This is a genomic window from Actinopolymorpha sp. NPDC004070 (assembly GCF_040610475.1).
Lineage (GTDB): Bacteria > Actinomycetota > Actinomycetes > Propionibacteriales > Actinopolymorphaceae > Actinopolymorpha.
The window spans coordinates 289,297-303,864 of the sequence record NZ_JBEXMJ010000002.1; the positions used below are offsets into that span (position 1 = coordinate 289,297).

The window sequence follows — 14,568 nt, forward strand, 5'->3', positions numbered from 1 at the left end:
GTCAGCCTAGCACCGCTAGCATTCCTGTCGACGGCATGTTAGCGTCACTCCAGAATCTAGCGGTGCTAGCAGAATGGAAGCTGACGTGCTCACCTACCTCGCCTACGGGCTCGCCATCGTGCTCAACCTGTTCATCCTCTTCATCGGCGCGCGGTTCCTCCTGGCACCCCGTGCGGCGGCCGCCGGCTACGGCGTCCCGGCCAGGGAGAACGGCGATCCGGCGTACCTCACCATCAAGGGAGTGCGCGACGGAACCTACGGCGTGGTCGGACTCGCACTGCTCGCGTTCGCCGGCGCCCAGGCTGAGGCGTGGTTCATGCTGGCGGTCGCTCTCGCACCGCTCGGGGACACGCTGATCGTGCTCCGCCACGGGGGAAGCCGGGCGACCGCGTTCGGCGTCCACTTCGCCACGGCCGTGGTCGTCCTCCTCGGCGCGGGGCTGCTGTTCGCGGTCCGATAGCTGCGACCCTCAACCCCACAACGTTTCTCGTACTCCCTGATGTGCCTATCGAAAGGACCGGTCGCATGTCGCTGATCGCACCGCGTTTCGACAGTTCGGTGATCGTGCGCTCCGTGGACGCGGAGGTGGTCGGGCGCGCCCCGACCACGATCCGGCTGCTCGCGGACAGCAGTTCCACCGGTGGCGCGTTGTCCACCCAGCGGGTCAGCCTGACCAACGGCGCGGACGGTGCGAAGCCGCACCACCACGCCAACTCGGCCGAGCTCTTCTACCTGCTGGACGGTACGGCCCAGCTGCTGTCCGGCGAGCAGGTCGTCACCGCCGAGCGGGGTGACCTGGTCGTCGTCCCACCCGGTCTCTCCCACGCCTTCGCCGCCGCGCCGGGAGAGGACGCCGACATCCTGATCGTCATCACCCCGGGCGTCGAGCGGTTCGAGTACTTCCGCCACCTGGAACGCATCGCCTACGGGAAGGTGCCGCCGGAGAGCCTGCTGGACGTCCAGGAGCTGTATGACACCTACTTCGGAACCAGCGCGAGCTGGGAGGACGCCCGGTCCGGGCGCTCCTGACAGGTGGCGGGACCGCTCAGGCCAGCCAGTCGTACGACGTGCCGATTCTGCCGCAGCGCGTCCATGCAGGCAGAAACCGGCACAGAACCGGCGCGAGCGGCCGAAGCGCGCGGCCGGGTCCTACCCCTCGTCGCCACCGGCCGGGCGGCGCGTGGAAGGCTCGTATCCGTGCAGAGTTCCGCCCAGACCCAGAACAGCGCCGCACTGCGACCGAGGTCGGCGGGCGCCGGCGGCATCGACACCGAACTGACCGAATCTGTACGCCGCGAACTCGCGAAGGTCGTCCGCGGCGCGGTCCGGTTCGACGCCGGGTCCCGCGCGATGTTCTCCGTCGACGCGTCCAACTACCGCCACCTGCCGGTCGGGGTCGTGCAGCCGGTCGACGTGGACGATGTACTCGCCACCGTCGACGTGTGCCACCGGCTGGGCGTCCCCCTGCTGCCGCGCGGCGCCGGCACCAGCATCGCCGGACAGGCGGTCAACACCGCGGTGGTGATGGACTTCAGCCGGCACCTCGACGCGATCGTCTCGGTCGACCCGGACCGGCGGCGGGCGCGGGTGCAGCCCGGCGTGGTGCTGGACGACCTGCGCAAGGCGGCCGCGCCGTACGGCCTGACGTTCGGACCCGACCCGTCCACCCACAACCGCTGCACGCTCGGCGGCATGATCGGCAACAACGCCTGCGGCTCGCACTCGGTGGCCTGGGGCAAGACGGTCGACAACGTGTCCGACCTCGACGTCGTTCTCGCCGACGGCACCCGGCTCACCGCGGGCCCCACCAGCGAAGACGAACTGACCCGCCTGTGCGCCGACCCCGGCCGGACAGGGCAGCTCTTCCGCGACCTGCGCGCGGTCCGGGACACCTACGGCGACCTGGTGCGCACGGAGTTCCCCGACCTGACCCGCCGGGTCTCCGGCTACAACCTCGACCAGCTCCTGCCCGAGCAGGGCTTCCACCTCGCCCGGGCGCTGGTCGGCAGCGAGGGCACCTGCGCGACGCTGCTCGAGGCGGAGGTGCACCTGGTCGAGTCGCCGCCGGCGCGGGCGCTGACCGTGCTCGGGTTCCCGGACCAGTTCGTGGCCGCCGACAACGTCGTACCGCTGCTCGACCTGCACCCGCTCACCATCGAGAGCGTCGACTCGAAGATCGTCGCCATCGTGCGCGCCCGTAACCCCTCCAACCCCGCGCTGGAGGCGCTGCCGGACGGCGGCGCCTGGCTGTACGTCGAAACGGGTGGTGAGTCGGTCGCCGAGGCCGAGGCCCGCGGCCGCGAGGTGGCCCGGGTGATGGCGGGCCACGGCGCGACCAGCGTGGTGGTGAGCGACCCCGGCCGGATGAAGGCGCTGTGGCGGGTGCGCGAGGACGGCGCCGGCAGCACCACCCGGCTCCCGGACGGCAGCGAGGCGTACCCAGGCTGGGAGGACGCGGCGGTGCCGCCGCAGCGACTCGGCGGTTACCTGCGCGGTTTCGACGCGCTGCTCGCCGAGCACGGGCGGCAGGGCATCTACTACGGCCACTTCGGCGACGGCTGCATCCACGTCCGGATCGACTTCGACCTGCTCTCGGCCGAGGGAGTGGCCGGGTTCCGGCGGTTCATGGAGGACGCGGCCGACCTGGTGACCTCGCACGGCGGTTCACTGTCCGGCGAGCACGGCGACGGGCAGGCCCGGGCCGAACTCCTCGACCGGATGTACCCACCGGCGATCCTCGGCGCGTTCGAGGACTTCCGTTCGGCGTGGGACCCGGACGGTCTGATGAACCCGAAGCGGATCGTTTCGCCGGCGAAGCTGGACGAGGACCTGCGGGTGTTCGTGGCGCCGCCGACGATCCGGGCGGACACGACGCTGGCGTTCGCCCACGACGAGGACGGGTTCTTCGGGGCGACCCGGCGCTGCATGGGCGTGGGCAAGTGCCTGTCCGCCGACGGCGGCGTGATGTGCCCGAGCTACCGCGCCACCCGCGAGGAGAAGCACTCCACGCGGGGCCGTGCGCGCTTGCTGTTCGAGATGGCCAACGGCGAGGTGGTCAAGGACGGCTGGCGTTCTGCGGAGGTACGCGAGGCGCTGGACCTGTGCCTGTCCTGCAAGGGCTGCAAGACCGACTGCCCGGTCAACGTGGACATGGCGAGCTACAAGGCGGAATTCCTCAGCCAGCACTACAAGGGACGTGTGCGGCCGGCGTCGCACTACTCGATGGGCTTCCTGCCGCTGTGGCTGCGGTTGGCCGCGCCGTTCGCCCGGCTGGCCAACGCGGCGACGAAGGTCCGGCCGCTGGCCGCGCTGGCCAAGCGGGTCGGCGGGATCGCTCCCGAGCGCGACATCCCGGAGTTCGCGCCGACCACGTTCGTACGCCGGTTCCGTTCCCGTCCCGCGCCCGCGCTGCCGGCGGACGCACCCCGGGTGCTGTTGTGGCCGGACTCGTTCACCAACGCGTTCGACCCCGATCTCGGCATGGACGCGGTGGCGGTGCTGGAGTCGCTGGGCTACCGGGTGGAGGTCCCGGACAAGCCGGTGTGCTGTGGGCTGACCTGGGTGTCGACCGGGCAGCTCGGCACCGCCAAGCGGGTGTTGCGCCGCACGCTGCAGACCCTGCAACCCTGGCTTGACGCCGGTGTCCCCGTGGTGGGCCTGGAGCCGAGCTGCACCGCGCTGTTCCGCGGTGAGCTGACCGACCTGCTGCCGGACGAACCCGCCGCGGGAACGCTCAAGGCGCAGACGCGCACCCTCGCCGAGGTACTCGCCGAGCACACCGACGACCTCGACGTACGCCGGCCCGGCCAGCGCGCACTCGTCCAGGTGCACTGCCACCAGCACGCCGAACTCGGCTTCGTCGCGGACCGGAAGGTGCTCGGCGCGCTCGGCGTGGAGGCGGAGGTGCTCGACTCCGGATGCTGCGGCCTGGCCGGCAACTTCGGGTTCGAGAAGGGCCACTACGAGGTGTCGATGGACTGCGCCGAACGCAAGCTCCTGCCGGCGGTGCGGGCAGCCGACTCCGACGTGGTGATGCTCGCCGACGGGTTCAGCTGCCGTACGCAGGTACGCCAGGCGGGCGAACGCGAACCCGCCCACCTGGCCCAGCTTGCCGCCCGCGCCCTCGGAGTCGGCTCCGCCGCCCAGGACGCAGCCGGCCCGCTGACAGCTGACGGCTGAGTCAGCGCCTGGCCCGACCCGCGCCAGATCCGGTATGTCGATCTCCAGCGGCCACGGCTGCCGGGTGGGGAAGGTGCCGGTCACCGGGGCGTGCTCGAGTAGTCCGCACCCACGAGTTCGTGGGCGACCAGCGCGAGGGTGCCCCGGGTCTCGATCCGCCAGAACACCGGAATCCCCGCCTGGGCGTACTCTTCCGGCTTGTCCTTGCGGTCAGGCAGCTCGGAGCCTGGCGAGACGACCTCGACGATGATCGCGATCTCGATCTCGCTCGGCGGCGTCGGGTCGACGTCGATGCTCTCCTCGCGGACAACTGCCAGGTCCGGCCGCCTGGTGTGGTCGTCGGCGACGATCACATCGAAGTCGAACGCGAAGGTCCAGCCCGGCGGGAGCTGGCCCGGCTGTCACCGCAGATACCCCGCAGCAGGGGTCACGAGCGGTCTCGCGGTGCGAGGGTGGGTGCGGCCAGGCGGGGGCGTTCGGCCGGGCGCGGCGTGTGTGGCGGCTTCGCGGCCAGCTCGGCCAGCGCCGCCTCGATCGCCCGGTCCAGCTGCGGGTCTCGCCCGGCGCGGTAGTCCTGCGGCGTGATGTCGACCTCGATGTCGGGGTCGGTGCCGTAGTTCTCCACCCGCCAGCCCACGTCGTCGAAGGCGAAGGAGTGCTCGGGCTGGGTGGTGACCGTCCCGTCCGCGAGGGCGTGCCGGGGCGAGATGCCGATGACACCGCCCCAGGTGCGCTTGCCGACGAGCGGGCCCAGGCCGAGCATCTTGAACGCGTGGCAGAAGATGTCGCCGTCGGAGCCGGCCCACTCGTTGGTGAGGGCGACCAGCGGCCCGCGCGGTGACTCGTAGGGGTACGGCTCGGGCTCCAGCCAGCGGGAGAAGTCGTAACCCAGCCGGCGCCGGGCGAGCTTCTCCAGCAACAGCCCGGAGACGAAGCCGCCGCCGTTGAAGCGCACGTCGACCAGCAGCGCGTCCCGGTCGTACTCCCGGAGGTATCCGCGGTGGAACTCCGCGAACCCACGGGTGCCCATGTCCGGGATGTGGAGGTAGCCGACCCGGCCGTCGGTGTGCTCGGCGACGTAGGCGCGGTTGGCCTCCACCCAGTCGCGGTAGCGGGCGGCCCGCTCGGAGCCGGTGGCCCGCACGGTGACGGTGCGCGGTGCGTCGTCGCCGCGTACGACCGTCAGCTGAACCTCCTCGCCGGCCTGGTTGACCAGCGGAGCGCCCGGCGGCAGGTGGGTGCCGTCGGCGGAGGTGCCGATCGGCTGGCCGTTGACGGCGAGCACGGTGTCTCCGACCGCGACGTTGACGCCGGGCCGGTTGAGCGGGGAGGTGAGGTCGTCCTTCCAGCGGTCGCCGCCGAGCAGGTGCCCGATCCGGTAGCGGCCGGTGCCGGGGTCGAGCTCCCAGTCGACGCCGAGGAATCCCTGCGCGTAGTGCGGTCCGGGCCGGTAGGCGCCGCCCATCTCGTACGCGTGGGAGGTGCCGAGCTCGCCCTGCAGCTCCCAGATCAGGTCCGACAGCTCCGAACGCGTGCTCACCCGATCGACCAGCGGGAGGTAGCGGTCGTAGATGCGGTCCCAGTCGATCCCGGACATGTCGGCCACCCAGAAGTGGTCGCGCTGCAGCCGCCAGGTCTCGCGGAACATCTGCCGCCACTCCGCGCCGGGCCGCACCGACACCTTGACCCGGCCGAGGTCGACCCAGCCGGTTGCGCGCCTCGGGTCGTCGCCCTCGTCCTGCGGCTTCTCCCCCGCGCGCAGCACTCGCAGGCGCTCGCCCGTGTAGTAGAGGAGGGTGTGCGCGCCGCGGTCGAGGGTGAAGTCGGACAGCCCGTCGACCAGCCGGTCGGACTTCTGCGTCTCGAAGTCGTAGACGTCCAGGGCCCCGCCGCTCTCACGGTGACCGGGCCCTTCGGGCGGGCTCTGCAGCGGCCAACTGGAGTACAGCACCTTGCCGCGGATCCCGGCGACCCGCTCGTAGCGGCCCTCCGGCACGGGGAACGCGACGATCCGGTCCGGCAGCCCGTCCACGTCGATCTCGACCGGAGGCACGTGGTCGTTGGTGACCTCCTCCTCCGCCTTGCGTTCCTCCTCCGCCTTCTTCTGGGTGGCGGCCGCCTCGCTGACCACCGGCCGGGGCTGCGGAACGAACGGCGAGCCGACCGAGGCGCGCAGCGCGAGGGCGTACGGGCGGGTGCCGAGCGGGAAGCCCGCCTCGAACTGCAGCGCGTCGAACACCGGCACGAAGTCGCGCTGGCCGAGGAAGTAGAGGTACTTCCCGTCGGGATCGAAGCTCGGCGAGTGGTCGGCGAGCACCGGACGCGACGCCGGCCAGGTCTCCCCGCTGTCGACCCGGCACAGGGTGATCGCGCGGACCTTGGCGCTGCTCGGCCGGGAGTAGGCGAGCCACCGGCCGTCGGGCGCCCAGGTGATCCCGGTGATCGAGCCGTGCGGCGTCTGGTCCATCGGGCGTACGGCCGCGGGCTCGGCGGCGAGGTCGACCAGCAGCAGTTCGTTGCGGTGGTTGGTCACCGCCACCTGGTCCGCGTGCGGCGACACGGCCAGCTCCACGACGCGGCCGAGGTCGAGGTCGTCCAGCCACCGCGGCGGCGCGCTGCCGTCGGCGGTGAGGACGACCAGGCGCTCCTCCGGCCGGTCGTCGCTGGCCAGGGCGACCAGCCGGGCGTGGTCGTTCAGCCAGGTGAGCAGGCGGTAGCGCACGCCGTCCGGCTCGCCGTGCTGGCGGACCGCGCCCTCCCAGTGGGCGAAGGAGAACGCCTTGCCCCGCGTGGTGATGGCCAGGTCGCTGCCGTCGGGTCCCAGGGTGGCCGAGTCGAGGTGGTGACCGGCGGGGACGAACTGCCGGTTGCGTTGCGTACGGGAACTCCCGAACTCGACCGGGACCTGCCGCGGCTCGTCCTCGGCCGGGTCGAGGAGATACAGGTCGCCCGCGTGGTGGTAGACCAGCCGGGCGCCGTCGGAGGAGAGGTTGCGAGCGTAGTAGTCGCCGTGGTCGGAGTGCCGGCGCAGGTCGTCGCCTTCCGGCGTACAAGAGTAGACGTTGCCGATGCCCTCGTGGTCGGACAGGAAGTAGACGCGGTCACCCACCCAGCACGGGCTGGCGAGGTTGCCGGGCAGTGCGACCAATGGGCGGAACTCCCCACTGTTGTCCGGGTCGGTCCACAGCCGTCCGGCCGTGCCTCCTCGGTAGCGCTTCCACCTGGCCGGGTCGGCGGTGTTGCGGCCGAGCACCACCCCACCCGCCGGGCCGAGCGCGATCGACTGGGCTTGGCCGTAGGGAAGCTCCGCGGACGGCCCGCCGTCGGCACGCACGGTGCGCAGGCGGTACTCGTCGACGGGCCTGCCGGTCGTGCTGGCGTAGGCGATGGTGTCGGCATCCAGCCAGCCCGCGATGGTCGTCCGCGCGGCCTCGAAGGTGAGCCGCCGGGACTCCCCTCCGGCGGCGGGCATGACGTAGACCTCGCCGGGGCCTTCCTCCTGACCGACGAACGCGATCCGGGAGCCGTCAGGCGACAGGCGGGGCCGGCCGGCCTCGGCGACCCCCGCGGTCAGCCGGAAGGCCCGGCCGCCGGTCGCCGGCACGCTCCACAGGTCGTCGTCGGCGCAGAAGACCACCGTGTCGCCGCTGATCGTCGGAAACCGGAGGTAGCCGGTGTTGCCGGTGTTGCCGGTGTTGTCGCCGTTGCCGGTGTTGCCGCCGTTGCGGGTCTCGCCCATCGCTGGATTCCCCCTGTCGAACGACCGTCGTCCTAGGGTCTGCCCCAGGCCCGCGCCATCGCCGTGGCGCGGAATTTCCGAGCCTATGCCGTCGTGCCGACAGTTGTGATCGGCCTGTCCGCGAGGTGGCCGGGCGGGATGCGCGAGGTGGGCCGAGCGGAATACAGAGGGAACGCGTACGGAATGCAGGAGGTGGGAGGTGAACCGGGTGAAGGCGGCACCTGAACCGGCCACGATCCGCGCCCGATCGGCGGGATGGGGCCGGGACCTGCCCTGAAACGGCGTACCGGTGAGACGCTCCCCTCCAGCGTCTCACCGGTACGTCCCCCGTTACTGCTTGTCCGGGGCGACACCGGCCGGAGTCCGTACGGAAATCCGGCCGCGCGCCGCCCCGTCCCCCCAAGAGTGGCGCGGTCGGGTCCCCGATCCCGGCCGCGCCCTTCCCCCCGACGTTGGCTCGGCCAGGCCCCCCAGCCCGGTCGCGCCGCCCCCCAGTTGCTGTGGATGAGCATGCGGACTCGGCGTCAACGGAGCGTGAACAAGGTACGGAGCGTCAGGGGGCTTCCGTCAACTACATGACTTGACGTCACCGTCACGGTCGGACGCGAGGCTGCTCCGTGGTTCCGGCCGTTCGGCCGGTCGACGTCAGGAGGAGCACGACCATATGTTGGGAGTTTCGCCCGCCCACATCCTCGGCCGGTCGGCCGAACCGGTCTACGGCGAGGAGGCAGCCCGGCTGGTCACGGGCCGCCGAGTCCTCGTCACCGGCGCCGGAGGCTCGATCGGCAGCGAGCTGGTCCGGCAGTTGTCGCGACTGGGAGTAGGCGAGCTCTTCTTCGTCGACAACGACGAGTACGCGTTGTACTCGCTGCAGCGGGAGTTGTCGGGCAACGCGCTGCTGAACGACTCGCACTTCGTGCTGGCCGACGTCGCCGACGAGGCGAAGCTGAACCGCGTACTCGCCCGGGCGCGGCCGAGCATCGTCTACCACGCGGCGGCTCGTAAGCATCTGCCGCTCCTGGAGAACTCCCCCGAGGCGGCCGTACGGACGAACGTCCTCGGCACCGCGGTCGTCCTGCAGGCGTGCATCGCGCACGGGGTGGAGCGGTTCATCAACATCTCCACCGACAAGGCGGCCCGGCCCACGTCGGTGCTCGGGATGTCCAAGCGGCTGGCGGAGATGGTCGTGGCCGGCAGTGCCGGCAGTGCCGCCGGCGCCACGACGGTCGCCTCGGTGCGCTTCGGGAACGTGCTCGGCAGCCGCGGTTCCTTCGTGGAGACCCTGCGCTGGCAACTCGACGCCGGTCGTCCGGTCACCCTCACCCACCCGGCCGCCTCGCGCTACTTCATGACCATCCCGGAGGCCGCCGGCCTGGTGATCGAGGCGTCCGTGCTGGCCCAGGCGGGTGAGACGTACGTGCTGGACATGGGTGAGCCGGTGCGCATCCTGGACCTCATCCGGCGGTTCGCCGCCCTCTCCGGTGCGCCCGAACCCGAGATCGTGGTCACCGGTCTACGTCCGGGCGAGAAGTTGCACGAGGAGTTGTTCGACCCATCCGAGGCGCAGCGGCCCACGGCGCACCCCCGCATCCGGGAGGTCGACGTGGCCGAGACCGGTGCCGCGTCCTGGGCGGCGATCAGGTCGCTGTGCTCCCGGGCCGCCACCGCGCACCCGGACGAGGTACGCCGGGCGATGGCCGAACTACTGGCCGGCGCCGACCTCGCCGCCCTGGCGAGCTGAGGGCGCGGCAGCGATGACAGCAGATCTGGCCGCCCTGTCGGCCGCCGTCACACCCGCCAACACGACAGCCACCACGACCGCCCTGATCGTCCTCGCGGTGGTAGCCGTGCCCGTCCTCGCCGTGGCGGTGGACGCACTGGCGAGTCTGCGGGCACGCGGGCGGGTCTACGCGTTCGCCGGCACCCGGGCGAACTCTGACTTCGAGGTGCTGGTCCCGATCTGGGGCGACATCAGGTACCTTGAGAACGCCGACTACCTCGCGGCACACGGTAACCGAGTGGTGCTGTGCACGCCCTCCGGTGAGAGTGACGACTTCTACTCCGACCTGTACGCGCTGGCACGGCAGCATGGGTTCCGGGTGTTCGTCGCGTCGTTCACCGCCCCGCGGACCGGCGGTCGCCGGGCCACGTCCGGCACCGTGCGGGACCGGCTGATCCGGGACGCGCTGAACCTCGTCCGCGCGAAGTACGTCGTTCCGCTCGACGCCGACACCACGACGGTCCGGCCGCTCGACGTCCTGGTCGGCGAGCTCGAACGCCAGGGCGCCGACCTCGCGTCGGTACGGCTCGTTCCGCTCAACTCCGACACCCTGCTCGCCAGACTCCAGCACTACGAGTACCGGCTGGCGATGCAGTTCCGGTTCCTCGCGTCCTGGCTGGTCTCGGGCGCGTGTCATGTCGCTCGGACCGAGGTCCTCGCCGACGTGATGAGCCGCCACTCGCTGTTCTTCCAGGGCAACGACGTGGAGGTGGGCCTGATCGCCCGGGCGCTGGGCTACCGCGTGGCGCACATCCCGTTCGAGGTGCCGACGACGGTGCCCGCCACGCCTCGGGGGTGGTGGTGGCAGCGGCTGGCCTGGGCCGGCGGGGAGTTCCGGCTGTTCGTGGTGAACGCGCGATTCGTGACCCGGCATCCGTGGTTCTGGGTGTACGGCGGCGTGATCACCATCGCGCTGGCGCCGTTGCGCTGGCTGGCGGTGGACGGCGTGGTCACGAGCTTCACGCTGTATTCGTCGCTGCTGTGTGCGCTGGTGCTGTACGCCGGTCTTGTGGCGTACCTGCACTGGAAGCACCGCGGGCCGGTGCTGTTGCTCGTCCCGTTCTACATGCTGTTCGTCAGTCTGGTGATGCCGCTGCTCGGAGTGCTGTGGTACGTACGGATGGCCTGGCAGGACCGCAACCTGGGCATCATCCGGCCGCACCTGGTGCGGGTCGCACCGACATCACCCGAACCCGGCGCCGGTCCGGTGGCGCCGTAGGTCCGGGTCGCGGGTTCAGCCGACCGGGCGCTCGCCGGCGGCGTTGCTCCGTGGAGCCGACGACGTGGCCGAGTCCGCCGCCCGGGCGAGGTGCTCCAGCCCGGCCGAGCGGAACGCGCGCCCGGCGGCCGCGGCCGCGAGCCGGGCGTCCACCCAGGACCCCGCGGCCACGAGGTGCCGCGCGCGGTCGAGCTGGGCCCGGGCGGAGAGTAGGACGAGCCCGGCAGACTCCGCGACGTGCGCGGCGAGGGCACTGGCGCCGGCTGCGGCGGCGGGCCGGCCGTCGGCGGTGCGGATCGCGGCCCGGGCGAGCAGCCGCCAGCAACTCTCCCGCGCCAGGTCGCCCTCGGACCCGATCGCCCAGTCGAGCAGGTCGAAGTACTGGTGCGCCGCCCGCAGATCGGTCGGGGACCGCAGCACCACCAACCGGGCGGCGGCCTCGGGCACCATCAGGATGCATCCGTCCTCGGTCGCACGGTCCAGCAGCGACTGCGTGACCCGGGCGGCGTCGTCGAGCCGGCCGAGCGCGATCAGCAGGTCCGCCCGGGCACCCGCGTGCAGCTGCGCGAGCAGTGGCCCGGACGCCGCCGGGAGGTCGACCCGGTCCGCGACCTGCGCGGCCTCGAGGTCGCCGCGCTCGGTGTGGATCCGGACCCGCGCCCAGGCGAACGACGGGTCGTCCTCGGGCCGCGGATACGCGGAGAGGTACTCCGCCCACATCGTCTCGAACGCGGGAGAGCCCGCGTCGTGCGCGGCCAGGCACCGCAGCAGGTTGATCCGGCCGAGCAGGGACGGGTGGATGCCCTCACCGGCGGCCAGTTCGGCCGCCTCCGCCAGTGGGCGTTCCAGGACGCTCGGGCTGCCGAGGACGACGTCCGGAAGGTTGGCGACCAGCAGGGCCTGCGCCCGCAGGTCGGGCCGGGTCGCCAGGGCGAGGGCCTCCCGCGCCAGGTGCCGGCCCTGGTGGAGGCTGCGCCGGGGGAACGCAACGATGCGGGCGAGCAGCAACCGCGCGTGGGCACCGGCGTCGGCAGCGCCGGCCCGGTCGGCGTCCTCGACGGCCGCCCGCAGGACACGCTCGGCGTCGGCGGTGGGTGGCGAACCGGGTTCGACGCCGAACTCGCCGTTGCCGCCGGCCGGGGGCGGCGCCGGGAAGTGCTGGACCGACCGGCTGGCGCCGCCCGGACCGCCGGAGGCGAGCAGGCCGGAGCCACCCGACATGGCGTCGCGGCCGGGCGCGTCGTCCAGGGTGCGCAGCTTCCGGACGAGCCGGCTCTGCACCGGCAGGTCGTGCGCGCGGGCGATCCGCAGCGCGCTGGCGTAGGTCTCCCGGGCCTCCTCCCGCCGGCCGATGGTCGCCTCGGCGTCGGCGATCCGCTCGTCCAGATCGGCGCGGTCGAGCGCGTCGGAGTCGGCGGGGCCGAGTGCCCGGGCCCGCAACAGGAAGTCCCGCGCCTGTTCGAGCAGGCCCTCGGCCCCCGCCTCGTTGGCCGCGTCGACGGCGGCGAGGTACGCCAGCTGCGGCTCACCCGCCCGCAGCCAGTGGTGCACGCGGTCGCCGGTCGGGATCGGGGCCTGCGCGGCGATCCGGCCGTGCAGCCGCTGTCGAACCGTCGGGCGCAGCCAGTAGCGGACAGCGGACCGGCGCAACGGGTCACGAAACACCGCCGCGCCCCGGGAGTCGCGGACGAGCAGGCCCAGGTCGAGCAGCCGGTCGAGACGCGCCTGCACCCGTCGGCGTTCGACGGCTGCGTCGCCGGCATCCGCGACGTCGGTGACCCCGCCGTACGCCGACCGTCCGACGGCGTAGGGGGAGGTGACCGCGGTGGCGGGGTCGGCGGCCGGGTCGTCGGGCCGAAGCAGAGGAACCAGCAGTTCCGGGGTCAGCGGGCGCTCCAGCAGCGCGGCGTACTGCAGAACCGTCAGCGACTCCGCGTCGAGGTGGTCGAACGCCCGGGCGAGGACCGACTGCGGGGCCGCACCCACATCCTCGTACCCGTCGTCGACCCGGCCGCCGACGGCGTCGACCTCGGGCACGGTGGGTACGCCGGGCTCGCGGGCCGGCATCAGCGCCAGGCCGTCCGGGGTGGAGACGATGCGTCCGCGCCGCGACCAGGTGTTCAGCGTGGCCATGGCCCGGCCGGGCAGGCCGGCACTGACCGCCAGCAGCTCCGTGACCAGCGGCTCGGTCGGCGTACCCGCGAGCAGGCCCTCGGCGAGCTCGGTGAGCTCGGTCGCGTCCAGCGGCGGCAGGTCCAGGCGGTGCACGCGCTCGTCCGTGCCGCCCCTGTGCACATAGAGCAGCTCGCAGGTGTCCTTTCCGGTGCCGGAGACGAGTACGACGACGACCGGGCCGGTCGACCGGAGCACCGCCCGGCACAGGGCGTTCCGGTACGCCGGCGGTGCGTCGTCGCTCTCCCGGAGGAGGACGACGGTGGGCGCCGAACGGGACATCGCGGCGGCCAGTCGCTCGGGCGGCTCGCCTCCGTCGGCTCCCTGGTCGAGACTCGCGACGACGCGATCGACCAGATCGGCGCGGCCGGCGTTCGGGCCGTCGCCGTCAGCGCGGACCAGCGGCAGGTCGAGTTTCCGGCACACCTCCGTGACCAGCGCGGTCCGTCCGACGCCCGGCTCCCCGCCGAGGTGCACGATGCTCGGCAGGCCGCTGTCGACGGTCGACCGCACGATGTCGCCGAGCCACCGTGACTCCGCCGTACGCCCGACGAACGGACACTCGGTGTGGGTCACCGGGTCGGCGGACAGCAGGTGGAGGTGCACCGCCCGGGTCTGGGGCGAGGGATCGGCACCGAGTTCCTCGGCGAGGACGGACCGGCACCGCTCGAAGGCGTGCAGCGCCTGCGCCGTCTGGCCGAGGCCGCCGTAGCCGTACATCAGCGCGCGGTAGGCCCGCTCGGACCAGCTGTCGATGGCGAGCACCCGGGACGCGAACTCCACCGCGTCGTGCATCCAGCCCAGGGCGACCGCGGCGTCCGCGGCGTCGGACAGCAGCGACAGATAGGTCACCGCGAGCCGCTCGCGGTGCTCGCTCGCCCACACCGAGTCGACGTCGTACGCACGGAAGTCGTGGACGTAGAGCGCCTCCGCCTCGCGGGTCACGGTCAGGCAGTCGGCGTGGCGTCCCTCGCGGTAGGCCCGGGCGGCCTCGGCGGCCAGACCGGTGAAGGCCACGGCGTCCACCCAGGCGTCCAGCAGCACCAGGCCACCGGCGCGGCGACCCACACAGTCCACACCCACGGCCTTGCGGATCTGGGACGCGGCGGTGCGCAGACTCGCCCGGGCACGGGACTCGTCGACCGTGGGCCACAGGGTCTCGGTCAACGTCATCGCCGGCACCGGGTCGCCGGCATTCAGGGCGAGCAGCCGAAGAAGGTCGGTGGTCTTGCCGGTGCGCCACCCGCCACTGGGGACGACAGAGCCGTCGGGCCGGCGGACCCGCAGTGGCCCGAGCAGGCGCACCTCGATCCGGTCGGCTCCGACGTCGCTACTTTCCAGCAGGCCTGTCCCCATGCCACCCCCATGGCGCAGACGATGCATTCCTTGACCGAGACGGTTGTGACCGATGAGTGTTGGTCTCTCTTCCGCTAGATGATGCTATTCGTCGTCGCTCCCACACGCAGATTCGCGCGAGCG

The 14,568-nt window shown here is 72.4% G+C and carries 7 protein-coding genes and 1 pseudogene; 5 read left to right on the forward strand and 3 right to left on the reverse strand.

The genetic code is table 11. From position 1 onward, the window contains the following. Nucleotides 1-73: 73 nt before the first annotated feature. The 3 genes from ABZV93_RS04910 (at nt 74) to ABZV93_RS04920 (ending at nt 4,179) form a co-directional block, all read left to right on the forward strand. Nucleotides 74-460 (forward strand): DUF4267 domain-containing protein, encoded by a 387-nt coding sequence (locus ABZV93_RS04910; RefSeq protein WP_354930480.1) that lies wholly within the window; start codon nt 74-76, stop codon nt 458-460. A 65-nt stretch (nt 461-525) separates the two neighbouring features. After that, on the forward strand, nt 526-1,029 hold the full coding sequence (locus ABZV93_RS04915; RefSeq protein WP_354930483.1) for a cupin domain-containing protein: 504 nt from the start codon (nt 526-528) through the stop codon (nt 1,027-1,029). A gap of 168 nt (nt 1,030-1,197) precedes the next feature. Then, nucleotides 1,198-4,179 (forward strand): FAD-binding and (Fe-S)-binding domain-containing protein, encoded by a 2,982-nt coding sequence (locus ABZV93_RS04920; protein ID WP_354930486.1) that lies wholly within the window; start codon nt 1,198-1,200, stop codon nt 4,177-4,179. 80 nt (nt 4,180-4,259) lie between these two features. Here the strand turns inward: ABZV93_RS04920 and ABZV93_RS04925 are convergent. Together ABZV93_RS04925 and ABZV93_RS04930 are read right to left on the reverse strand one after the other, a co-directional pair. Further along, nucleotides 4,260-4,547, reverse strand: a pseudogene (locus tag ABZV93_RS04925) (Uma2 family endonuclease); the annotation flags it as partial. 59 nt (nt 4,548-4,606) lie between these two features. After that, nucleotides 4,607-7,918: a S41 family peptidase gene (locus tag ABZV93_RS04930; RefSeq protein ID WP_354930489.1), complete on the reverse strand. Its 3,312-nt coding sequence runs from the start codon at nt 7,916-7,918 to the stop codon at nt 4,607-4,609. A 664-nt stretch (nt 7,919-8,582) separates the two neighbouring features. Here ABZV93_RS04930 and ABZV93_RS04935 point away from each other — a divergent pair. Continuing rightward, nucleotides 8,583-9,659 (forward strand): polysaccharide biosynthesis protein, encoded by a 1,077-nt coding sequence (locus ABZV93_RS04935; RefSeq protein ID WP_354930492.1) that lies wholly within the window; start codon nt 8,583-8,585, stop codon nt 9,657-9,659. A 13-nt stretch (nt 9,660-9,672) separates the two neighbouring features. After that, nucleotides 9,673-10,917, forward strand: a complete 1,245-nt coding sequence (locus ABZV93_RS04940; RefSeq protein ID WP_354930495.1) for a glycosyltransferase family 2 protein — start codon at nt 9,673-9,675, stop codon at nt 10,915-10,917. A gap of 15 nt (nt 10,918-10,932) precedes the next feature. On the opposite strand, the gene ABZV93_RS04945 is transcribed toward ABZV93_RS04940, so the two are convergent. After that, nucleotides 10,933-14,445: a BTAD domain-containing putative transcriptional regulator gene (locus ABZV93_RS04945; RefSeq protein ID WP_354930498.1), complete on the reverse strand. Its 3,513-nt coding sequence runs from the start codon at nt 14,443-14,445 to the stop codon at nt 10,933-10,935. Nucleotides 14,446-14,568: the final 123 nt, after the last annotated feature.